General features: G+C 39.7%; 19 protein-coding genes and 1 pseudogene. 9 read left to right on the top strand and 11 right to left on the bottom strand.

Going from position 1 to position 22101, the window contains the following annotated elements:
- Positions 1 to 2: 2 nt before the first annotated feature.
- From DWZ33_RS09170 to DWZ33_RS09145, 5 genes are all read left to right on the top strand, one after another.
- The gene (locus tag DWZ33_RS09170; protein ID WP_118454592.1) at positions 3 to 743 is read left to right on the top strand and encodes an amidohydrolase family protein; all 741 of its coding nucleotides are present in this window, start codon (positions 3 to 5) and stop codon (positions 741 to 743) included.
- 243 nt (positions 744 to 986) lie between these two features.
- Positions 987 to 1826: an MBL fold metallo-hydrolase gene (locus DWZ33_RS09160; RefSeq protein WP_118454591.1), complete on the top strand. Its 840-nt coding sequence runs from the start codon at positions 987 to 989 to the stop codon at positions 1824 to 1826.
- A 442-nt stretch (positions 1827 to 2268) separates the two neighbouring features.
- Positions 2269 to 3441 carry an iron-containing alcohol dehydrogenase gene (locus tag DWZ33_RS09155; protein ID WP_118454590.1) on the top strand — a complete coding sequence of 391 codons (1173 nt, stop codon included), beginning with the start codon at positions 2269 to 2271 and terminating at the stop codon, positions 3439 to 3441.
- Between the two features lie 154 nt (positions 3442 to 3595).
- Positions 3596 to 4183 (top strand): flavodoxin family protein, encoded by a 588-nt coding sequence (locus tag DWZ33_RS09150; protein ID WP_118454589.1) that lies wholly within the window; start codon positions 3596 to 3598, stop codon positions 4181 to 4183.
- Complete coding sequence (locus DWZ33_RS09145) at positions 4180 to 5625, top strand: aldo/keto reductase (protein WP_118454588.1); 1446 nt, start codon at positions 4180 to 4182, stop codon at positions 5623 to 5625. Before DWZ33_RS09150 ends, DWZ33_RS09145 begins: the two co-directional genes overlap by 4 nt.
- Before the next feature lie 104 nt (positions 5626 to 5729).
- Here DWZ33_RS09145 and DWZ33_RS09140 read toward each other — a convergent pair whose 3' ends face one another.
- From DWZ33_RS09140 to DWZ33_RS09120, 5 genes are all read right to left on the bottom strand, one after another.
- The gene (locus DWZ33_RS09140) at positions 5730 to 7268 is read right to left on the bottom strand and encodes a nitrite/sulfite reductase (protein WP_118454587.1); all 1539 of its coding nucleotides are present in this window, start codon (positions 7266 to 7268) and stop codon (positions 5730 to 5732) included.
- A gap of 72 nt (positions 7269 to 7340) precedes the next feature.
- A complete protein-coding gene (locus DWZ33_RS09135) occupies positions 7341 to 8621 on the bottom strand; it encodes a DEAD/DEAH box helicase (protein WP_118454586.1) in 1281 nt (426 codons plus the stop codon).
- 147 nt (positions 8622 to 8768) lie between these two features.
- Positions 8769 to 9539: a hypothetical protein gene (locus DWZ33_RS09130; RefSeq protein WP_022937984.1), complete on the bottom strand. Its 771-nt coding sequence runs from the start codon at positions 9537 to 9539 to the stop codon at positions 8769 to 8771.
- A gap of 30 nt (positions 9540 to 9569) precedes the next feature.
- On the bottom strand, positions 9570 to 12593 hold the full coding sequence (locus DWZ33_RS09125; RefSeq protein WP_118454585.1) for an AAA domain-containing protein: 3024 nt from the start codon (positions 12591 to 12593) through the stop codon (positions 9570 to 9572).
- Between the two features lie 90 nt (positions 12594 to 12683).
- Positions 12684 to 13526: a hypothetical protein gene (locus tag DWZ33_RS09120; RefSeq protein WP_118454584.1), complete on the bottom strand. Its 843-nt coding sequence runs from the start codon at positions 13524 to 13526 to the stop codon at positions 12684 to 12686.
- A gap of 293 nt (positions 13527 to 13819) precedes the next feature.
- On the opposite strand from DWZ33_RS09120, the gene DWZ33_RS09115 reads away from it, so the two are divergent.
- The 3 genes from DWZ33_RS09115 to DWZ33_RS09105 all read left to right on the top strand — a co-directional run bounded on the left by DWZ33_RS09115 (position 13820) and on the right by DWZ33_RS09105 (position 16171).
- Positions 13820 to 14536, top strand: a complete 717-nt coding sequence (locus DWZ33_RS09115; protein ID WP_022937987.1) for a GntR family transcriptional regulator — start codon at positions 13820 to 13822, stop codon at positions 14534 to 14536.
- A 98-nt stretch (positions 14537 to 14634) separates the two neighbouring features.
- The gene (locus DWZ33_RS09110; RefSeq protein WP_022937988.1) at positions 14635 to 15120 is read left to right on the top strand and encodes an RNA polymerase sigma factor; all 486 of its coding nucleotides are present in this window, start codon (positions 14635 to 14637) and stop codon (positions 15118 to 15120) included.
- Positions 15110 to 16171 carry an SHOCT domain-containing protein gene (locus DWZ33_RS09105; protein ID WP_118454582.1) on the top strand — a complete coding sequence of 354 codons (1062 nt, stop codon included), beginning with the start codon at positions 15110 to 15112 and terminating at the stop codon, positions 16169 to 16171. Before DWZ33_RS09110 ends, DWZ33_RS09105 begins: the two co-directional genes overlap by 11 nt.
- Before the next feature lie 102 nt (positions 16172 to 16273).
- On the opposite strand, the gene DWZ33_RS09100 is transcribed toward DWZ33_RS09105, so the two are convergent.
- A complete protein-coding gene (locus tag DWZ33_RS09100) occupies positions 16274 to 17140 on the bottom strand; it encodes an AraC family transcriptional regulator (RefSeq protein WP_118454581.1) in 867 nt (288 codons plus the stop codon).
- 224 nt (positions 17141 to 17364) lie between these two features.
- Positions 17365 to 18066 (bottom strand): hypothetical protein, encoded by a 702-nt coding sequence (locus DWZ33_RS09095; RefSeq protein WP_118454580.1) that lies wholly within the window; start codon positions 18064 to 18066, stop codon positions 17365 to 17367.
- 122 nt (positions 18067 to 18188) lie between these two features.
- Between DWZ33_RS09095 and DWZ33_RS09090 the strand changes: the two genes are divergently transcribed.
- Positions 18189 to 18380 (top strand): hypothetical protein, encoded by a 192-nt coding sequence (locus tag DWZ33_RS09090; RefSeq protein ID WP_022937992.1) that lies wholly within the window; start codon positions 18189 to 18191, stop codon positions 18378 to 18380.
- 101 nt (positions 18381 to 18481) lie between these two features.
- Here the strand turns inward: DWZ33_RS09090 and DWZ33_RS09085 are convergent, their stop codons facing one another.
- From DWZ33_RS09085 to DWZ33_RS09070, 4 genes and pseudogenes are all read right to left on the bottom strand, one after another.
- Positions 18482 to 19756 (bottom strand): ATP-binding protein, encoded by a 1275-nt coding sequence (locus tag DWZ33_RS09085; RefSeq protein WP_118454579.1) that lies wholly within the window; start codon positions 19754 to 19756, stop codon positions 18482 to 18484.
- 78 nt (positions 19757 to 19834) lie between these two features.
- Positions 19835 to 20068 (bottom strand): annotated as a pseudogene (locus DWZ33_RS18525) (TnpV protein); the annotation flags it as partial.
- A 170-nt stretch (positions 20069 to 20238) separates the two neighbouring features.
- Positions 20239 to 21081, bottom strand: coding sequence for a coiled-coil domain-containing protein (locus DWZ33_RS09075; RefSeq protein WP_118454578.1), 843 nt, complete (start codon positions 21079 to 21081; stop codon positions 20239 to 20241).
- A 94-nt stretch (positions 21082 to 21175) separates the two neighbouring features.
- The gene (locus DWZ33_RS09070; protein ID WP_182425603.1) at positions 21176 to 22030 is read right to left on the bottom strand and encodes a gamma-glutamylcyclotransferase family protein; all 855 of its coding nucleotides are present in this window, start codon (positions 22028 to 22030) and stop codon (positions 21176 to 21178) included.
- Positions 22031 to 22101: the final 71 nt, after the last annotated feature.

Raw genomic sequence — 22101 nt, 5'->3', positions numbered from 1 at the left:
GCATGATTATTGATGCCCATACACATATCTGCACAAATAACACAAATCCCATCGCATCCGTTGATCATTTACTGGAAGAAATGCATGCAGCAAATACCGATGCGGCAATTGTATTCCCGCTTTCAGATGCATTTTCAGCAAACAAAGAATTAGTTGATGCAATTAAAGGTCATTCAAATCTTATCCCCCTCGCCTTTATTAATCCCAATGAAAAAGAGGCGCTCCTGCAATTTAAACAATGCATTGAGGAATATGGCATGCGCGGTTTGAAGATTCACCCAACCTTGAGTAATTTTCATATTGATGACCGCAGTAAATTGCATGAATTATTTAGCTACTGCAATGAACATCAGCTGAATATTGTGATACACTGCACTTCAGATGACCACCGTGTTCATCCTTACCGTATAGAATCAATGGCAAAATGCTATCCGCATGCTACCTTTCAAATCGCTCACATGGGAGCTATCTGGTGCGCAGATCAGGCGATTGAAACAGCAAAGCGCAATGATAACATTTATCTGGATACCGGCATTGCTTCTTTCAATGCCCTGCGCAGAGCGATGAATGAAGTCCCTGACAAAGTATTAATGGGAGCCGACTTCCCTTTCTATCTTTATGAAATGGAACAAATAAAGGTTAAAAAAGCAGCAGAATATTCTCAGAATGATACCGCGGAAGTCTTTCGCCTTGCTGCCGGGGAGAACTGCCGAAAGCTATACAGGATTGAGGAAAACCGATGAGCTTCCCTGAAAATTTTTTATGGGGCGCATTTCCGCCTGTCAGAGTGAATGTAACTATAATGTTGACGTTGGTTATATGATGTGGGAACTCATCGTTCGTATATCGTCAGGCAGCTCTGAAATGTCTAAACGTTACAGCTTTATCTAGGTCGATTAGAACGAAGAAGGAAATGACATAGGAAACGATACTGCAAAAATAGTTTTTATTGAGCATTGCATTTAAACCAATGGAGGTGAGTTATAATGCTCGTTAATCAGGATATTGAACAATTAAATGAATATTTATACTGTATAAAAGAATGTGATTCAGTGAATCGCTATGTTGTGGTGGGCAGTGATCAAGCGATGCTGATTGATACTGGCTATGGCTTTGTGGATTTCCGTCAGCTAATTAAAAAAATCACTGATAAGCCATTAATTACCGTCTTAACGCATGGCCATCCGGATCATGGTCTGGGTGCTTATTTGTTTGATGAAGTATGGGTACATGAAAAAGATTATCTGCGTTTATTAAAAGATGACAATCAAGAAACTAAAGCATTGGCTGTGAATCATCGTTTAAAGAAGATGCCTGAATTAATCAATCAGATGAATCCTGAAGTCTATAATCAGAAATTGATTAAGCAGACCACATTCCGATATTTTAAAGAGGGTGATAGTTTTGATCTGGGCGGTATTGTGCTGAAAATCATTGAGATTCCGGGTCACTCCTATGGTTCTGTCGCCTTGTATGAAGAAACAAAGGGATGGCTGTTTACCGGCGATACATTGGCTCATTATAACATCTGGAATCAAATGGATTTTGTTGATTCACCGCGGTTAAGTGTCTTGATGGCGACTTACAAAAAATTGGCTCAGATGCAGAAGATTGAGGAAATCTACCCCGCGCATGGCGAAAAACCAATTGATCGCGGTATCATTGATGAATCAATAGATGGTTTGAAAGACTTGCTGACACATTATGATGAAGACGAGAAAATTGATACCTTCATGGGAATTGCATATAGACACGTTTATAAACATTTCATCCTGTTATATTCTAAGGCACATTTAGAAGATGCGTTAGAGAATGGTTTGGAATAACATTTTCAACAGCTTATTGCCAATCAAGGCGAAATTATTTATTAGAACAAAACAAGCAGAATCACTTCACAATATATGGTTCTGCTTTTTTGCTGTGCATTCATTACACTGCCCGATGAAGTAATGTAAATCATTGATTTTTATGCATCTTCCAACTAAGTTTTTCAAAGCAATTATAGACATAAGAATTTCTTCAGCAAATCATAATGAAGCAAGGTATTCATATAAAGCATATCAAAGTATAGATTATAAGTATTAGCTATATCTCAAAACATTATTTATAATGAAATCAGGATGTACAACATGATGGCCGACGCGAATGATGAGCAGATGACAAAAACATGTATGTCCTATGTAAAATAGTCAGCTCAGCTTACAAGGACGGGCTGAACAAAATTCTAATTTCTAAAATTCAAAAAGTTACAATTTAGGAGGTATTTTTATGATGAGCTTTAACTTCAGCAATCCCACAAATCTTTACTTTGGCAGCGGTTCATTAAAACGCTTAGGAAGTCTTAAATTGCCAGGAAAAAAAGCGTTGGTTTTAATTTCAAATGGAAAATCTACTAAAGCCAATGGCTATCTTGACCGAACGCTTGCCGAATTAAAAAAGGCCGGTGCTGAAACTGTTGTATTCGATAAAATCATGGAGAATCCAGTTAAAGATGTGATTATGGAAGGTGCCGCTTTCGCGCGGGAAAATGACTGTGATTTCATTGTAGCACTTGGCGGCGGTGCGGTGATTGACGCTTCTTCTGCTATTGCCGCAATGGTAACTAACCAAGGCGATTTATGGGATTATGTGTTTGGCGGCACTGGTAAGTGTCAGCCGCTTTCAAATGCAGGATTACCCATTGTTGCGATTGCGACAACCTCAGGTACAGGTTCTGAAATGAATGGGTTCGGTGTTATTTCCAATTTAGAAACAAAAGAAAAAATTGGTTTTGGCAATTCCTCACTGACACCAGTAATCGCGATTGTTGATCCTGAATTAATGCAGACAGTTCCCGCAAAATATACCGCTTATCAGGGCTTTGATGCGCTGTTCCATAATACTGAGGTCATGATGTCAAAAGGAATCAATAAATTAAGTGAAACCATAGCCCTCTCTGCGATTGAAAGCATTGCCGAATATTTACCTAGAGCTGTTAAAAATGGTAAAGATTTAGAAGCAAGAGAACAGATTGCCTATGGCAGCACGATGGCAGGTATTACCATGCAGCTAACCTCAACAACCGCTCAGCACAGCATGGAGCATTCAATGAGCGCTTACCATCATAATCTGCCGCATGGCGCAGGATTGATTATGATATCTAAAGCCTTTGCTGAATTCTTTATTGAAAAACATGCGTGTGATGAACAATTTATTAAAATGGCAAAAGCAATGGGTATGCATCAAGCTGATAAACCTGAAGATTTCATTACAGCCTTACTTCAATTACAGGAAGCCTGCGGCGTTGTCGACTTAAAAATGAGTGATTATGGCATTACAATTGATGAAGCTATGACATTGGCAAAAGGCGCGCGGTCTATGCAGGGCGGTTTATTTGAAGCCAATCCCTGTGAAATGACAGATGAGGATTGTGCTGGAATCTTTGAAAAATCTTATCGTTAGGCACAGGATAACACTATGAATATCGAGATGTTTTTAAACAATCTAAGACAAGGAAAACCTATTGCTAAAGATTCCAATGAACAGCAGCTCATGCATCAGCTTGCGGATAATGCTATGTGATAAAAGAAGTAATCAAATAATGGAGGTCGCAGCAATGAAAGTTTTGGCAATTAACGGAAGTGCAAGAAAGGACGGTAATACCGCCATTCTTATCAACACTGTATTTGAAGAATTGAACAAAGCCGGAATAGAAACTGAAATGATACAACTTTCCGGCCATGTTATCGAGCCTTGCAAGGCGTGTTGGGCGTGTGCGGGGCAAAAAAATTGTGTTCACCGCAAGGATATGTTTCGGGAAGTATTTGATAAGATGATAAATGCTGACGGGATCATTCTCGGATCGCCCGTTTACTGTGCAAACATATCCGCAAATATGCAGGCATTTTTAGAGCGTGCAGCCGTTGTAGGTGATATGAATAGAGGATTACTTAACAATAGGCATAAGGTCGGTGCTTCGGTTGCCGCCGTTCGCAGGGGAGGCGCATTGCAGGCAATAGACGCTATGAATCATTTTTTCCTAAATCAAGAAATGATTGTCGCCGGGTCTACTTACTGGAATATGGTTTACGGGCAAATGCCAGGTGATGTTCTAAAAGACGAAGAAGGCCTTGCAAATATGAGGAATCTCGGCGAAAACATGGGTTGGCTTCTAAAAAAGATTGAACAGGAGGACAGAAAATGAAAAGTCTTAGAACGCTTTTTCTTTTGCTTACGCTTTTATTCAATACATCTTGTAGTAACGGCAAAGAAGCACAAGCAAGTGTGCTGCCGAGTAGTGAAAATACCCAAATTGTAAGCGAGGAAAACACAATGGAAAATGAGAAAAACGACATTTTGGTTGTCTATTTTTCGGCCACAGGTACAACAAAGCAGGTTGCCGATTATGCCGACGATATTCTAAATGCAGATATTTACGAGATTGTCCCCGAAGTACCTTATACAGATAAAGATTTAGCCTATTACACAGGTGGCCGAGCCGACAAGGAACAAGACGACCCAACAGCCAGACCTGCCATTTCTGGTAGTGTTGAAAATATGGAACAGTACAATACCGTACTTTTGGGTTATCCGATCTGGCATGGTCAAGCCCCAAGAATCATCAGTACCTTTTTAGAAAGCTATGATTTCTCAAATAAAACAATATTGCCATTTTGCACATCACAAAGCAGTGGTATCGGCACAAGCGATACGAATCTTCATTTGCTTGCTGACAATGCGAAATGGCTTGAGGGCAGACGCTTCGCAGCTGATACGACAAGAGAAACGATTAAGGAATGGTTAGACAGCATGGCTATAAAACCAGATAAGAGCGCGTTTGATTTTGATAAACATGTTGTTAAACTCAACAGCGGATATGAAATGCCGATGATGGGGTTAGGGACATACAGCCTTTCTGATGATGAATGTTACAATTCAATCATCGCCTTGCTTGAAAACGGCGGACGTCTTATTGACACTGCTTATATGTATCATAATGAAGCAAGTGTCGGCAGAGCGGTGCGTGAATCAAATATAGCTCGAGAAGAAATCTTTGTAACAACCAAACTTTACCCCACTCAATATTCAGATGCCGCAAATGCCATCGATGAAGCATTGGAGCGTCTCGGTTTAGATTATATTGATTTGATGCTGCTTCATCACCCAGGTGAAGGTGACGTCGAGGCTTATAAAGCAATGGAACAGGCGGTTAAAGATGGAAAAATTCATTCCATTGGTTTATCTAATTGGTATGTGGAAGAATTAGAAGCCTTTTTACCACAGATAAGTATAACACCTGCCTTAATACAAAATGAGATTCATCCATATTATCAAGAAAATGATGTCATTCCCTATGTTCAAAATCTAGGCATAACAATGCAGGGGTGGTATCCCTTTGGCGGCAGAGGCCACACATCTGAATTACTCAGCGATAAGACAATTACAACGATAGCGGCTGCTCATAATGTAACCCCTGCGCAAGTGATCTTGCGCTGGAATTTACAGAAAGGTGTTACCGTAATTCCTGGTTCAAGCAATCCCAACCATATTCAGGAGAACCTTGACTTATTCACTTTTGAATTATCCCAGGACGAAATGGCGCAAATTAACGCGCTGGACAGAAATGAAAAACATGATTGGTACTAATAGTTAGAATGAACTAAAATAATTATCTTCCCAAATAAAAACCGATATTTTAAACTGATCTTAGTATCAATTTAAACATTATCGGTTTTTTTATGAACTTCTGCTTAAGCTGTATACTTTTCGCAAAGCATTATGAATTCATCAGGATGAGCGGCTGTCCAATCAGCAAAGGTACTGCCGGCATTTTGAATCGTTGTGCCTAATTCAGTAAAGAAAGGAATCATATCTCTTTTTAAAATGGTTCCGATACTTTGTCCAAGCCGGCGTTCTTCTAAATTTTCCCTGCCGTTGACAACCATCACAAATGCCTGATGCGGCTGCTTATCGATGACCTTTACACTGCCTTGGAAACCGATGCTGCCGATTTGATGAGTTCCGCATGAGCTTGGGCAGCCGGAAATATGAATTTTAGGCAATACATGATCCTTAAAATTCAACTCCCGCATAGCCATAATCAATTCATGCAGCATTTCCTGAGAATCACGCAGACCCACCTGACAGATTGAAGCACCGATGCATGCAATACTTGTTTCAAACTCATTTTGCGCGCTGTCATCTGTCAGTGCCAATACTTTTTTAGCTTCATCCGCAGTCAGATTAATAATATACATTCCCTCATTAGCAGTAATTCGACATTCCACTGACGGCATATCAGCAATCAGCTGATCCAGTTTAATGAAACGATCAATATCGATATTGCCGCCGATCGGATGGTAATAGACTGCATATAAACCCGGCTGCTTCTGTTCGATAGCTCTAGGATCAGACAATACTCCGCAAGGTGACTTGTTGATTGTTGATTCCTTAACTGATAGTTTCAGTTCAGGTTTTTGACGCGCTAAATCCACATAACGGTCAAATTCACTCTGCAGCTTTTCAAGACCTAATGATTCCTGCATATAACGAGTTCTTGCCTTAGCGCGGTTTTCATAATTGCCATGTTCCTTAAATAATTCAATCATCGCATCAATATAGATCAAAACATCCAAAGGATCAATATGCTCTGCCACTTTCACACCCAGCTTAGGATTATTGCCTAAACCGCCGCAGCAATAAACATCAAATGTATGATCCGAATTAGCCATAAAGCCTAAATCACGGAAAGAAGCATGAACGCTGTCTTTAGATGAATTGGCAAAAGCGACCTTAAGCTTGCGCGGCAGTTTAATATCACTTACTAAAGTGATCATATATTCACCGGCAGCCATCGCATACGGCATAATATCAAAAGCCTCGCCCTTTTCAACGCCGCTTAATGGTGAGGCAATTACATTTCTCGGATAATCTCCGCCGCCGCCTCGGCATACGATATCATGATCCAGTGCCTGATCCATGATAATCAAAGCTTCATCAGCGCTTAAATCATGCAGCTGAATCGTTGAACAAGTTGTGAAATGCGCTCTTTTAATACCATATTCAACCATCCTTCTGGCAGTAAAATGCATTTTATCCTTACTGAGAACACCGGCGGTCATTCTTAACCGCAGCATCATCGCGTTCCCGCCGCGCTGAGCATAGCAGCCAAAACCGCCAGACATCCCCTTAAAATCTTTAACACTTAACTCTTTATTAAAAAATTTATTCACCGTTTCCCTAAATTCCTGTATTTCATTCTTAATTCTGTATTTTAATTCATCCTGCATAACATTTCCCTCCGGCTCATTGTTCTAATTTTACCACTCACGCACCCTCAATTCAACCCAAAAGAACACGTTCTAATAACGTGTTCTTGATTTTGTTTCTGCCTGTCTGAGAATTTGTTCCACCTTATCGCTGGCCCGCTGTTTTACACGCTTTGGTTTAGCGCTAAGCTGCTTATTGACCGCAGCCTTTGGCTTGCTGCTTTTTTGCGGCTTAGCCTTCACAGCCTTTTTAATTTCCATCTGCTGATAATGATCATCATCAACAACTTCAATTTTCTTACCGATCAGCTTTTCAATATCCTTAAGGTAAGCGCGCTCCTCTTCATCACAGAAGGAAATAGCGGTGCCGCTCATGCCTGCTCGGCCGGTACGGCCAATGCGGTGAACATATGTTTCTGATATATTCGGTAAATCATAATTAATGACATGACTTAATTCATCGATATCCAAACCGCGGGCGGCAATATCGGTAGCCACTAAGACACGAATCTCATTGCTTTTAAATTTACTGAGTGCCTCAGTTCGCTGATTCTGTGACTTATTGCCATGTATCGCCATCGCTTTAATGCCATTGCCTTCAAGATCACGCACAACCCGGTTCGCAAGATGCTTCGTTCTTGTAAATACGAGCACCGAGCGCAGTTCTGGTTTGCGCAGCAAATAAATCAAGGCTTTTTTCTTATCATTTTTACTGACAAACATCACTGACTGCTTTACCAATTCTGTGGTAGAAGATACCGGTGCTACACTGACATATTTAGGATTTTTCAACAGCTGATCCGCCAGCTTCTTAATCGCGGGCGGCATAGTTGCTGAAAATAACATTGTCTGACGCTTGGCCGGCAATTGACGCATGATTTTTTTCACATCATGAATAAAGCCCATATCCAGCATTCGATCCGCTTCATCTAAAACAAATATTTCAATTGTATCTAAAGTGATAATTCCCTGTGATACCAGATCATTTAGACGTCCCGGTGTCGCAATTAAAACATCACAGCCCTTTTTTAATTCATTTTCCTGACCGCGCTGTTTAACGCCGCCAAAGATAACGACCGAGCGCTGCTTCGTATATTTCGCATAAGTAATGCAATTATCATAAATCTGCGCCGCTAACTCCCTTGTCGGTGTCAAAATCAGTGCTTTAATTCCCTTTTTATCCGAAATCCGCTGTAGAATCGGTACCGCGAAGGCACAGGTTTTACCCGTTCCCGTCTGCGCGCAGCCAAGCAGATCCGCACCCTTAAGCAAATGTGGAATTGCCTGCTCCTGGATTGGTGTCGGTGTCTTATATCCACAATCAGTCAAAGCCTTTAAAAGCGGCTTGCTGATATTTAATTCATTAAAATTCATTGTGTTCCTCGTTTCTGTATTTGGCTATTATAGCACAGAATCCGATGAAATACACGATAAAGTGCAATGCATCCCCTATATCCAAGGACTGCTTCGTAATAAAAACATAAAATAATAAGAAAAAGAGAGCTTTTAAACTCTCAATGGCTATAACACATTAAATAAGGATTCATTCCAATAGCTGATAAAACGCCGGTAAGAACGCTTATCCAGCAGATAAGGCAAATATTGAGTAACACTTAAACGATGGATCGGCACCATTTTCACTTCTTCCTGATAAGCCCGATATAAGCGATGAAAACCATCCGCGCACACATACTGACCAATCTTCTTCTCAATAAAGAGTAAGGGCTGATGCAGATCCGTTTCATTCATCGCATAAGCCACATCAATTTTATCTGGCTTACAGGCATGCCAGAAAACCCAGTCTGCCTGTATTTCACTGATTGGATAAGCCTTTGGATTCTTTTCAATATCCGCCATAAGCGCGGTGATATTAATATTGATATCACCCATGGAATAGACCTCTGTTTTAGAATCATGCGGTTTGATGATAAACTCATCATCATAAATCAGCAGCGGAATCATTCCATTTTTAATTCGCTCATAAGTATCAGCCGCTATTTCATAAGCTTCACGATCCATCATTTTAACTCTTTGATTATTCAATATCAGCGTCAATGCCTCCACAACAAAATCCCCTTTAAGCATTGCCTTCACTGCCGCGAACCGTTTTTCTGTCACTGTGATATTGACATCATGAATTTCATCAAACAAATTGGCAATCATTAAAATCTCTTCCGGATAAGTTTTGGCCCCCGTCATATAAAATTCCATGATGCGATTCAAATATCGCGCAGTAAAAATCAACCCCGCTTTTTTCAAAGCTGCCAGTCCCGCCTCTTTTTCTAATTTCATACTATCAGCTCCTGTTACAAGTATATCATGCTAGCTGCTTTTCAGCGTATTTAAAATAATATTCTTAATATATTGATAACGTCTTACATAATCATTATGGATCGATATGAGCTTTAAATTACATTGCCGGCAGATTTCCTGCTTCCGCTCATCTCTTTCCCTTACCTTGATCTCACTGAAATGCTCAAGTCCCATAACTTCAATGGCTAATAATGGTTTTTTCATCATATCATACACAACAAAATCAAAATGTGCCTGATTGCCATAGATAAATAATTTTTTAGATACACTGTCCAGATCAAGCACATCGCTGACCTTTACCTTAACCGCTACCTGAAGCTGACCGAATACTGTTTTCAGATGCATTAAAGTACCCAAAAATTCTTCTTCGCAAGCTGTATTATAATATTTGAAATTTTTAACCTTTGAATTAAAGATTTCATTTTCTTTATAGCTGACTTCTAATTTGCCATCTTTTGCTATGTAATCTGCCAACTCAATAAAATCGTTAGTCTCATGCTGACTGAGTTCATGCAGCTGACGCATGTCTGTCACCAGCACCAGGTTTTCTCTGGCACGGGTAACCGCAACATTGATCAGTTCCTGATTATTTTTCAGCCAGTTAAAGGTAGATGGCTTGGTATTCTTTGTCACGGCACTGCTGACAATGATTTTCTGTTTTTCGTCACCTTGGAATGTATGAATTGTGCCTACCTTGACAAAATCAAGACCCGCCTCATTTAATTGCCGTTCCAGTAAATCGGCTTGTTTTCTGAAAGGTGTAATCACCGCGACATCCTGACTTTCACCCTTTCTGATTTCATTGATAATCGCCTCTGCCTCCTGAACACTCGTATTTTTCTCATTGGTCAGTGATGAATCGATATCAATCAGCTTTAATGGTTCAGGATTGCTGCGATGGGAGCATAGATGCAGCTCACTGCCGTAATATTTCTTATTAGAAAAATCAATGATTTTATCATGAGAGCGGTAATGGTCACGCAGCAGGATAAAGGTAGACAGCGGATCAACCTTCAGCATCGTACTTAAGATTGAATTGCTTTTATAATCATATTGCGGCGGTATATCATAGGCATCCAGCAACAGACTGTTTTTGACGCCATCCATGACAATGACCGGCTGCAGCTGATTCTGATCACCGACAAATAAGGCGCGCTTGCTTCTTACCATCGGCAGCAGGGCATATGGATTGCTGCACTGACTTGCTTCATCCATAATCATTAAATCAAATTGCGGTTCACAGCTGCCAAGCTTTAATGCTGACATATTCGTTGATATAATGATTGGAAAACAATCCAGCAAGCTTTTCAAGCCATCCTTGCTGCTGATATATTTTTTAAATTCAAGCATCCGCACCTCTTTCTCCTCCCTTTTCAGGATTGCGAAAAGCGCTTGATTTCCCTTCTTGTAGAGATGATTTATACATTCAAGTGAGCGCAGATATAAATATTCATAAACAATAGCTGAATCAACCTGCAAGGGTGCTAAATGCGAGCTGACATTTGCTGCTGGTATGTTGGCCATCTGCGCCTTAATGCCGGCACTCATCATTGCCTTGGATACTTCATCAGCCTCAGCGTTACTGTTCAGTTTGGTTAAAACCTCCTGCAGAGACTCCCGCTGTTCGCGGTTTTGAATCGCTTCCTCATAAGCCCTCAGCTGATCGCGGATGACTGCGAAATGTTCAATCACAGCTTGTTCAGCCTGCGTTAGACGCTGCTTCATAGCCTTATCAAACGGCTTGTCAAAATAGCTGAATAACAGCTCATGAGCCGCCTGCAGCGCTTTTTCAATATAGGCATTGGCACCAAGCCGCAGCATCGGTATTTGAATCAATTCTCCCTGCCGCATAAAGCTGCTTAACTTACGGTAAATATTATTAATGGCTTCATTATTATTTGAAACAATCAATACCTTTTGACGATTCAATAAACTTGAAAGAACCACATTCACAATGGTCGAAGTCTTACCGGTACCCGGCGGCCCCTGCACATAGGTAATCGTCTGATTCATCGCATTGTATATTGTCCGGTACTGATCCATATTCACTTTAGAATCCACCGCCATGATTGGATTGGCATGATACCGGCGTTTATTCGCACTCATCCCAAAGAACACCCGGGCTGGTTCACTTAACCTATTATCCTGATAAGCAGCACTGATTTTGCTGTATTCATCCTTCAGATTGATTGCAAATGTCTTTTCAAAACGAAATACATACGGCATCTCATTCAGCCTCTCACCCTTTTTAAGATTGGTCTGAAGATTTTCAATCAGCGCCTCACGATTTGTTTCATATTGAGTCATAAACTGGCGGACATCCCCATCATAATATCGGCTTAAATTAAAGCACGGATTATCCTGTTTATCCTTCAGCTTCAGATTATAGCTGATATAGGGAGCCGCCAGCAGCGTGCGTTTTTCCACATTAAATAACAAATCCCGATAAGCGATAGGAAAAAGTCCTCTTGAGGTTTGAATCGCCAGCAGATTTACTGCCAATTTCACCAAATGCTGATTTGTGTCATTCTTATCCTCTTTAATTTGAAGCTTTAATGACTGAATCATTTCCTTTAGATTTTTATCATTCAGACGATACTCATTCCCCTGCAATATATCATCATCAAGTCCCTCGACAAGCTTAAACTGACGGATGCTGGCTTCCTTATCATGCTTACTGCATTCAAGATAATAAGCCAATACCCGCTCATTAACACCTAGATATTCAAGAAAGGCATAGGCCTGATAATCGGAGGTGATCTTCTTTATCAGCGCGCTTTGTATCTCACAAGTAGTCCCCTCAATTACCCGGGCATCAAGAATCGCATCATAATAAAGCAGGACATTATCCATCACAGTCATTGATAATTCCGAATTAAACATCTGAACCTTTAAACGAACGTTCGGCTTTACAAACACATCAATGACGCGGGCCCAGAAATAAGTGATCCGCTGTTCAGATTTACTGTCATACTCAATGGACAACCATTTACCCTCACGAATTGACCGGGATATTTCTAACGCTTTCCCCATACCCTCACTTCCTTTTTAAATATTATATCATTTTCACAGACATTACGAACAATTGATTATCTTCAAGAAAAAATCAGCCGCTGGCTGATCTTAATCATTCATACATACTTCATAGCTGGCTGCTGGTGTACACTCATGAAAAATCAGCTCGCTTTTTTTATACAGCCAAATTTCTCCCTCACACATGACCGCCTCATGTATAATCCGTTTCATACTGCCCGCGTCAGGTGCCTTCAGCGGCACGCCTTCACGGAAATGCACCTTGATGCGCAGATAATAGCTGCCCTGCTTCAGCCGCAGATGCGTCTTATCACACTGCAGAAGCTCTGCTCCCAGATAGGTTGCGAAACGATATTCCTTTACCCCATCATAAACAACCGCGAAATGTCCCCAGAATTTGAAACCGAGATAAGGAATGCGGGCCATCGCAAAAAGCACACAGGCTTCTGAATTAAAAGCGTTAGACTGAAACCAGCAATACTCACTGGGAAAGGAAGTTCCCTTATCCTTTTCAATATAACCAATACCATCTACCTTAATCTCTTCACTATCCCAGCATATACGGCCATACACATTATGATAAAGACTTAAAACACCATGACTGCACTCCATTCTAGGCAGCCATACAAAAGGCCCCATAATATCATAACGCAGCGGTTTAAACTCACCATATGACAAATCTGCCAAAATCCACTCATTATCAAGATGAATTCCATAACAGGTAAATATATTTTTACCCAATTCAACACAAGTATCACTCACGGTACCGATTTCATCCTCAGTAAACTCCAAATAACGATTCTGATCCCTGAACACAAGCTGAATAAAACCGCGCCGCACACCTTCTTCATCATGAATACCCGGAATACAGATCAATGTATCATCCTTAAACTGATGCTTATAATACCAACCTTCAAAATAATTCTTTGCCATTCCATATCCTCCATACTGACAGTATATGAAACAAGACTCAATTTAATTGTCGAATCAGACGAAAGAATCAAAGTGAATCATGCACCTGTATATCAATATATCTAATCTTAAATGACTATCATAGCTACTCATTGTGAATCGCTTATCATATGTATTAGAAATTAAGCAAAACAATGATACATTTCATTAAATCACTATTAAATATCTCTTCATTTAAACATAAATCAATACATTTCATTGATAAACCATTGTTTTTCACTTATAATACATTTAAGAAGAAAGAGGGCAGAATGATGAGCAATTCTAAAATTCCATTATATAAAACAATTGAAAATGACCTGATTGAAAGAATCAATACCGGTTATTATAAAAAAGATGATCTGATCCCTACGGAGCTTGAATTAGCTAAAAAATATAATGTATCAAGAGTCACCGTCCGCAAGGCAATGGATAATCTGGTTGCGAAAGGCATGCTGAGCAGAACCGCGGGCTTAGGCACCTTTGTCAAACACAGCATCGCCTCACAGAAAACAACCTCACAGCGCAGTTTCACTGAAGATATGAAATCTTTAGGCATGACTTGTAAGACCATTGTAAATACCTTTTCACTGAAAGAAGCAGATGCGCAGATTGCCAGTATTTTAGGTATTGAGGAAAAGGATATGGTTTATTACATTGAACGCAGCCGTTATGGCAATGATGATATCCTTATGTTTGAAATCACCCATATGGCTATTAAAAAATTTCCGGATTTAAGCATTCAGTATCTTGAAAAGAGTAAATTTGATTATATTGAAAAAATCAAAGGGCTTAAGATAGATTTCAGCTTCCATAATACGATTCCTATGCTGCCAAATGAAAGGATCCAAGCGATGTTTAATATCGACCGTGATACACCGATCATTAAAGTCAATAATACAACCTTTCTTGAAAATGGTGATGTAATGGATTTTACGGAACAGTATATGAATTCTCCTAAATATCAGCTGAACTATATCCGCAAACGCTGAAAACTCAAATTAAAAGCTGGCTGCCAGCTTTTTTTATTTAAATTTATTGTCACATTTCATACAGCTTCATTGTTTTATTAATAGAGAGGGATGAAATTATGTTCGCAATCAGGGACAGCGGCTGGATTGAGAAAATCATCGAGGACTATGGTGATTATGTCTTCAGACTTTGCTACATGTATATGAAAAATCGCAGTGATGCGGAAGATATCTATCAGGAAACATTTTTAAAGCTATATGATTGCGGCAAGACCTTTAATGATGAGGAACACTGTAAAGCATGGCTGTTAAAGGTAGCTGCCAATAAATGCAGGAATGCCCTGCGTTTTTCGCTTTTCCACGCACATGTGGAGCTGGATGAACAGCTTTCTTCACCTCCCCAGGCAGACAGTGACCACGGTTTGATGGCTTATGTATTAAAATTACCCGCCAAGTACCGTGATGTCATTTATTTATATTATTATGAAGGATATCCAACCTTAAAAATCGCGGAATTATTAAATACCAGCGATGCTGCTGTCAGAACACGGTTAAAACGCGGAAGAGAAATGCTGAGAAATGAGGTGAGCTTTGATGAAGAATAAACAATTAAATGAATTTGATCACCTGCATGTTTCCAAACAGGCAAAAACTGAATTGCTGACGCAAATACAAAAACGGCAAGCTAAAAATTCACGCCGATTTCCGCTCTTGTCAAAGGTTCTCATATCATTTGCGTTGATTGGCATCTTTATGATTTATACCGCCTCACAGAGTGGCAGTCAATTCCTTGATTATGAACGTTATCTGACCATTTCAGCCAGTGAGGTTGAATACCCGCTGCAAAAAAATCAGCAGGCGATGGAGGAGCTTGATGTGCAATTTGATTTGGGACTTATCTCAGAGTCTGAGTATCAGCAAAAGATGGCTGCTTTAAGAAAAGATCAAGCGGAATTGTTGAAAAAACAGGTTGAATTGAAGCAGGAGTACAAGCTTGACCAGCCGCTTGATCTGAATCAAATAAAATTCAGTCAAGATAACGCAAGAGATCAGCAGCTTAAAGATTTTTATTTACAGAAAACAACCTTAGATAATAAAACCGCTGATCTGCTTAATAAAAATGATGAGTTAATGGCATTATATGAATCCGGTCAGATTGATTGGCAAACATACATTGACAGAAAACAGCCGCTAGAACAGCAGCAGCATGATTTAAGCGCTGAAAAAGAGCAATGGGAAAACAGTTATGCACAGACTGACAGCAATTATCAAAAGCTTTATGAGCAGAAAAAATTATTGGAGCAGCAGGCAGAAGCGCTGGAAATTGAAGAAGATCAGCTTAAAGAACAATATAAACAAGGGTCAATCAGCAAAACCGAATACCAACAGCAAAAAGAAGCTCTTGAACAAAAAGAAGACGCTTTGGATCATCAGGAGGATCAGCTTGATGATTTAGAAGATGCCATAGAAGATCAAGAAGATGATGATGAATATGATATGGATGATGATGAAAAAGGGCCCGATAAAAAAGATAAAGATAAGGAAAATAGGAAAAATTTAGAAAAAGAAAAAAATAAAGAAAAAAAGGAAAAGGAAGAAAATAAAGAAACTGAGACAGAAGATGATGATATCGAAGACGAAAACGATGATGATTAATTAATGCAGCACATATAAAAGAACCTTGCCAATGTAGTGTTTATTAATGTGACAAGGTTTTTTTATGCTTAATGATGAAAGTATTTCCTTAAGGTAATTATATTAAAGAATCGGCACCCAGTATTCAATATCACTTTCCCCTCTGTCATCCGATTGCTCATTGTATTTCACAAAATCATAACAACAGTTTTCATTAAAGATTAAGGTTGAATTAGGAAACCATTGCCCGTAAATATATTCAGCAACTGGCTGCATACTGTCCTCATTCCTGCCGTGAAAAGTAAATACAACATATTTGCTGGCTGGCAGAATAAGATGATTCATGCCTTTTGGCACTGCAATAAAGGATGTCGTCTCAGCAGCAGCCATTACTTTGAAAATCGGATGCTGTTCCTGTTTTTCAAATGCTGAATAATCATTAACACCTATCAGAAAGTCTGGTTCAGCGCGGTTAATAATCTTATGCTTGTACTTATGAAGTTTGTGCCAACAGCGTCCGATAGCATTGAAACCATGTTTTGTATTGCCAGTAAAACCAACCAATTTCATTTCATCATGTTCAATAATACGGATATCCATAACCCTCTCCCTTTGATTTGACAGTTCATATACATTCACTTTCAGCTGTACCGGCATAAATTCTCTTTGTTTTCTAAAAGCTGCCGGACTGTTTTTGAATACTGCCTTAAAGGCACGGGTAAACGTTCGCTGTGTATCATAACCAGCTTCCTGGCTTATTTCAATTATTGTTTTATCTGATTCGATAAGCTGTCTGCCAGCTTCATTCAGTCTGCGGCGTTGAATATATTCATGCAGCGAATAGTGGGTAACAGCACTGAACATGCGATGAAGATGATATTTTGAATAACCAATACTGGCAGCTAATGATTCAAGATTCAATGATTCATCATAAAGCTGTTCTTCAATCAATGTCAGCACCGTGTCAATGATTTCATAATTATTTTTCATGCAATCCCTCCTGCCTTTATCTTAACAAATTTCACAAGCCTGCCTTTCACTTATCTTGCGCATTTGCTGACATTTATTTTAAAAATAACATATAACCATAAGAAAAGGCGCACACAGCACCTTCTTTTAATTATTCACAGCTTGTTAATCATCAAGCTCTTCCTCTTCATCGTCATCATGATCATCATCTTCATCGATATCATCATCAAAATCAAGCTTATCCTCTATTTACCGTAATCATTATCCATATCAAGTGCAATTAGATCCTCGGCGCTCATTCTAAGAACATCTGCTTTCGTTTTTCCACAAGGGGGATGCTCCAAGAATTTTATGCGCAGCACTTCCTCAGCGTGCAGGCGCTGATAATAATCATCACAAAAATTTTCTAAGTCACATATTATTTTTTCAAGGTGAGGCAGATCTTTCTGACCGTAAGCATCCACAAAAAAATGTTTTCTGATTACAGGTACCAGTGCATCAAACAAATCGTGCTGCAGAAGATATTGACTTTCAAAATCCATGTCTTCAAATTGTGAGAAGGAGATATCAAATACAGAAAGAATCTGTTCCAATAGCTTTTCTATAGACTGTTGGCTCAGATCCACTTTCCTTTTACGATAATAAGGATATCTTTCGGCTTTCAACTGAGCCAAATACATCATTCTAAGGAAATCGTCATTATACAACGCCGCTTTTCCATGAAGTTCACCTGATAGCAGACGAGAATCAACATCCAAGTGCTTAGCAATTTGATCCAAGAAACAAGGGGTCATTTTACCTTCGTTTAATGATCGACGGATGGTTCTTTCAGTACAGTCTATTTTTTCGCATTCACCCAGCTTAATAATGCTGGAGCCACACTCCTTCACAATAGACATAAATACTGTTTTATCGACCGGGATTTTATAAATTATTCCTTTTGGCATAGTTCCCTCACACGCGGACATTTTAACTAATTTATCAAGTTTTCGCGGATATTATAATCTGCTATTATAATATCACGAAAGCACCAAAAATTAAGATAGAATTTGCAAAAGGAGTCTATAACATGAAAAACGAAATCTTAAAAGCCGCATCCCATATCCCTAATGTTTCTGTCGATACACACCTTGATTTCAAATTAGAGGACTGGCCCGCTTCAGCAGCGCTCATAACACTTTGTCTATCGGGGGTAATCATATACTGGATAAAAGTATGGGGCGAAGTTAACTCAATACATACAGCTCCAGCTGCGGACTAGAAGCGAAACCGGGCTACCTTTTATGGGGAGTCCGGTTTTGGTTTAATAACAGCAAATAAAGAATGCTGAATAATCGAATTGCCTATAACAAGATGCGTTGGTCAAAACAGTTCAACACGGTCAAGCAAAAAGTCAATCAGATTGCAATGGAAAATGCCGTTGTCATCGTAGAAGTTGTGGGGAATATCCATGCGGACGATGATCTTCTTGAAAAAGTCCTTTGTCAGCAGCAGTGATGCTAATTCTGAAGACTCCTTTTTTGTTGTATCCATTTGGAATGCGGATTGGATATAGATTTTCTTATCCGCATCATTTACAACGAAGTCAATTTCCTTTTGCAGATTTGCACCGCTGGTGCGGTCGGTAACGACGCCCACATCCACGGAATATCCCCGCCGCAGGAGCTCGTTATAAATGATGTTTTCCATAATGTGACCGGGGTCGTATTGACGATAGTTGAGTCGAGCATTACGAAGCCCGATATCTGTATAGTAGTATTTGTTGGGGTACTTGAAATAGGTTTTACCCTTGACATCGTAACGCTTCGCCATTGAGATAAGGAACGAGTCTATGATATGCTGAATGTAGTTTGAAATCAACGTAGGATTGACCTTCTCGTTCTTCATGCTCGCCAGTGCGTTGGCAATATTGGTTGGATTGGTCAGAGAGCTGATCTGCGAAGCAAGAAAATCCAAAATGTCACCAAGAATATCCTCACGCTCGATGCCGTTGCGCTCCACGATGTCTTTCATATACAGTTCCTTATACAGGCCAGTTAAGTAATCCTTTTTGTCCTTTTCATCCTTTAAGGCTGTTACACGGGGCATACCGCCATAAAGCATATACGCATCCAGTGCCTTCCGCTCATCGCCGCCCACATGGGAGTAAAACTCTGCGAATGATAGAGGATACACATGGATTTGCGTTGCACGACCACGAAACTCCGTAGCAATATCCTTGGACAAGCCCTTAGAATTGCTGCCCGTTACATAGACATCCAGATTTTTGTAGGCTTTGAGTTCATTCAGCATATCGTAAATGGATACTTCAATGCCGCCGTTAGCTTCGTCTATTACCTTCATGGTAAGCTGAACCTCATCAATGAACAGATAGAATTTCTCGTCCTTTTGCTCCGCAACAAGAGACTCCGCATGTTCACAAAGCGTAATGGGGTTTCTGAATTTATAGAACCGGCGCTGATCCAACTCAATCTTAATGATGTGATCCTCCGTAACGCCCTGAGAGATGAGATATTCATAGAACAACTCAAAGAGCAGCACAGATTTCCCACACCGACGTATACCGGTAATGACTTTTACTTCGTCATTCCACATATTATGGACAATGCGATTCAGGTAAGAATCTCGTTTAATCATAGTTTTCACCTCGAACTTGCGACATTTTCGTCGTTACTTTCATGTATAGGATAGCACAGAAATCAAAAAATATCAGTATCATTCAGAAAAGTTTACAACAAAGTTTCGACATTTTCGTCGCAAGTTCGAGGTGAAGCAAATTCGGTTCAGTTCAGCCAAGCAATAGATTGATATGTAAAACCTCATTGCACTAAGATACAGAGCATTGAAGCAGATGGGATGGTGCTCTTTGAGATAGTCTCTGTATAACCGACCCCAACAACCAATAGGTTTGTTTTCCTCCGGTAAGTGAATATTGTAAATATCGTAATTACCACGACGAGTTTAGTTCAGTTCTTGCATCGTATGTACCTCCAGTAATAGTTCCAATAATTCAGATAGAGATAGAAAAAGGCAATCCCTGGTTGTGAAAACCAAGTATCGCCAATTTTTCTTGTTTGGAAGCTATCCCAAAACACCTTCTTTTAATTATTCACAGCTTGTTAATCATCAAGCTCTTCCTCTTCATCGTCGTCATCATCGTCTTCGTCATCATGATCATCATCTTCATCAATATCATCCTCAAATTCAAGCTTATCCTCTAACTCATCAAAATTACTGGTTGTTTTCTCAAATTCTTCTTTTTCCCTATCTAATTGATCATCTGCTTTATCTAGTGCCTGCTTTGCCTTTCGATATTCCTCATAGGTTAATTTACCGCTTTGATAATCAGCCTTTAAGCTATGCTCTGCCTGTTCCAGCTCTAATTCTCTTTTCTTTAATTCAAGAAGCTTATGCATCACTTTCTGTTCTTCTCCGCTATAATTTTTCAATTGAGCTTCCATTAATTTCAGCTTGTATACTTCAAGTTCCAATTTATCGGCTTCTGCCTGCTTCTTGACAGCAAGCCATTCAGCCCGGGTAATCTTACCATGCTTATAGTCGGCTTCTGCTTTTTCTTGACGCTGCTCTGCCGCATCCTCTTTTTTATCAATTTCATGAGCCAGCTTTTTCAATTCCTCTGCAGAAATCTCATAATCGTTCAGATTATCAAAAAGCTTAGCCTGCGCCTTAGCTATTTCTGCCATAGCTTTTTCTAATTCAATTACCTTTTTTTCTGCCTGCTGCTTTGTGAGTTTCCCCTGTCTCAGCTGCTTTTCAACCTTGGCTATCTCATTATTCACTTCAGCTTTGGCTTTTTCTAATTCTTTTAATTCATCAATTCCTTTATCTTTCTTTTCCTCATGATAACTGAATGATTTAGCTTTTAATGCTTCTGTGAATACCGATACTGATCCCAGTGATAAAGCGGCTGCCAATGCACATTTCATTATTATATTTTTCATATTTCCCTCCGCGCGTTTAAGCGATTGACTAAGGCTTTGCTTAAGCCTTTTCACCTATATCACACATGAGAATATAAAAATGTGACAAAAGTTTTTACCTTTTATCACATTGAATTGCTTCTGACAAATAGCTTTCAATTTCTTCATCAATCATATCCGGATAGGTCTGTCTTATCCCATGCCGTATCACTTCTAAGTAAGAATCATGCGGCTGATGGTTTGGCATGCGCTGTGTATCAGTAAAGGTAATGATTGGCAGACCCTGATAGGTACCGAGATCCAGTGACTGCTGATACCACAAGCCTTCCTGCGCTTGAATATCCATAAACTGTTCTCTTGTCACAAGATACATCCTGCCTAATGTCATGCCCGGCTGACAGACATCTAAAAACGCCACGCCGCCATTTCCCCATTTGGCAGCTGAACGTGAAAAATACAATTGATAAGGTATCGTTGTCGGACATGATGTCAGATAACGGCTTTGATCTTTACATCCCTTGTATTCTGTATGGTCAAAGACTGAACGGCCGCCCGCTAAATAATACATAAACCGTTCTTCAAGCAGATTTGAGCCATAACAAGCATACCATACATAATCCGCAAACCATGGCTGCTTATCATAAGCAATCCTTCTTGATTCGTCCACCGTCAGCAGATAAACATAGGCTGACGCTTCCACTGTTTCATTTCCAAGCTGAATCTTAACCAATGTACGCTGATATTCAGACCCTTCATCCTCTAAGTCATCAAGGGCGGGCAGCATTGCTTCATCGACCTCATATAACTCCCCTTTAACTTTGGCACCCGCTTCCGGTTTAATTGCCGGATAGGTAATCAAATGATAAAGCGCATAATCATGCAAAACCGCTTCACCTATAAATTCCGCATTCTCCATAAATCCATGATTCCATCGATTTTTCATTAATGAGCCATATACAAATAGTTTCATAATCATCCTCATTTCTAAGCATTAGTTTAACGTAAACGCTGTCATTTGTATAGTATGTTCTTTTTTCGTTA

Source organism: Dielma fastidiosa, from assembly GCF_003475485.1.
Taxonomy (GTDB): domain Bacteria; phylum Bacillota_I; class Bacilli_A; order Erysipelotrichales; family Erysipelotrichaceae; genus Dielma; species Dielma fastidiosa.
This window is presented reverse-complemented; position numbering and strand designations above follow the sequence as displayed.

Excerpts from the sequence above, each read along its gene's own strand:
- DWZ33_RS09170 (WP_118454592.1), top strand. The coding sequence starts at position 3 with ATGATTATTGATGCCCATACACATATCTGCACAAATAACACAAATCCC.
- DWZ33_RS09075 (WP_118454578.1), bottom strand. The coding sequence starts at position 21,081 with ATGAAAAATATAATAATGAAATGTGCATTGGCAGCCGCTTTATCACTG.
- DWZ33_RS09155 (WP_118454590.1), top strand. The coding sequence starts at position 2,269 with ATGATGAGCTTTAACTTCAGCAATCCCACAAATCTTTACTTTGGCAGC.
- DWZ33_RS09130 (WP_022937984.1), bottom strand. The coding sequence starts at position 9,539 with ATGAAATTAGAAAAAGAGGCGGGACTGGCAGCTTTGAAAAAAGCGGGG.
- DWZ33_RS09085 (WP_118454579.1), bottom strand. The coding sequence starts at position 19,756 with ATGATTAAACGAGATTCTTACCTGAATCGCATTGTCCATAATATGTGG.
- DWZ33_RS09145 (WP_118454588.1), top strand. The coding sequence starts at position 4,180 with ATGAAAAGTCTTAGAACGCTTTTTCTTTTGCTTACGCTTTTATTCAAT.
- DWZ33_RS09070 (WP_182425603.1), bottom strand. The coding sequence starts at position 22,030 with ATGAAACTATTTGTATATGGCTCATTAATGAAAAATCGATGGAATCAT.
- DWZ33_RS09125 (WP_118454585.1), bottom strand. The coding sequence starts at position 12,593 with ATGGGGAAAGCGTTAGAAATATCCCGGTCAATTCGTGAGGGTAAATGG.
- DWZ33_RS09115 (WP_022937987.1), top strand. The coding sequence starts at position 13,820 with ATGAGCAATTCTAAAATTCCATTATATAAAACAATTGAAAATGACCTG.
- DWZ33_RS09090 (WP_022937992.1), top strand. The coding sequence starts at position 18,189 with ATGAAAAACGAAATCTTAAAAGCCGCATCCCATATCCCTAATGTTTCT.
- DWZ33_RS09150 (WP_118454589.1), top strand. The coding sequence starts at position 3,596 with ATGAAAGTTTTGGCAATTAACGGAAGTGCAAGAAAGGACGGTAATACC.
- DWZ33_RS09160 (WP_118454591.1), top strand. The coding sequence starts at position 987 with ATGCTCGTTAATCAGGATATTGAACAATTAAATGAATATTTATACTGT.
- DWZ33_RS09110 (WP_022937988.1), top strand. The coding sequence starts at position 14,635 with ATGTTCGCAATCAGGGACAGCGGCTGGATTGAGAAAATCATCGAGGAC.
- DWZ33_RS09105 (WP_118454582.1), top strand. The coding sequence starts at position 15,110 with ATGAAGAATAAACAATTAAATGAATTTGATCACCTGCATGTTTCCAAA.
- DWZ33_RS09135 (WP_118454586.1), bottom strand. The coding sequence starts at position 8,621 with ATGAATTTTAATGAATTAAATATCAGCAAGCCGCTTTTAAAGGCTTTG.
- DWZ33_RS09140 (WP_118454587.1), bottom strand. The coding sequence starts at position 7,268 with ATGCAGGATGAATTAAAATACAGAATTAAGAATGAAATACAGGAATTT.
- DWZ33_RS09095 (WP_118454580.1), bottom strand. The coding sequence starts at position 18,066 with ATGCCAAAAGGAATAATTTATAAAATCCCGGTCGATAAAACAGTATTT.
- DWZ33_RS09120 (WP_118454584.1), bottom strand. The coding sequence starts at position 13,526 with ATGGCAAAGAATTATTTTGAAGGTTGGTATTATAAGCATCAGTTTAAG.
- DWZ33_RS09100 (WP_118454581.1), bottom strand. The coding sequence starts at position 17,140 with ATGAAAAATAATTATGAAATCATTGACACGGTGCTGACATTGATTGAA.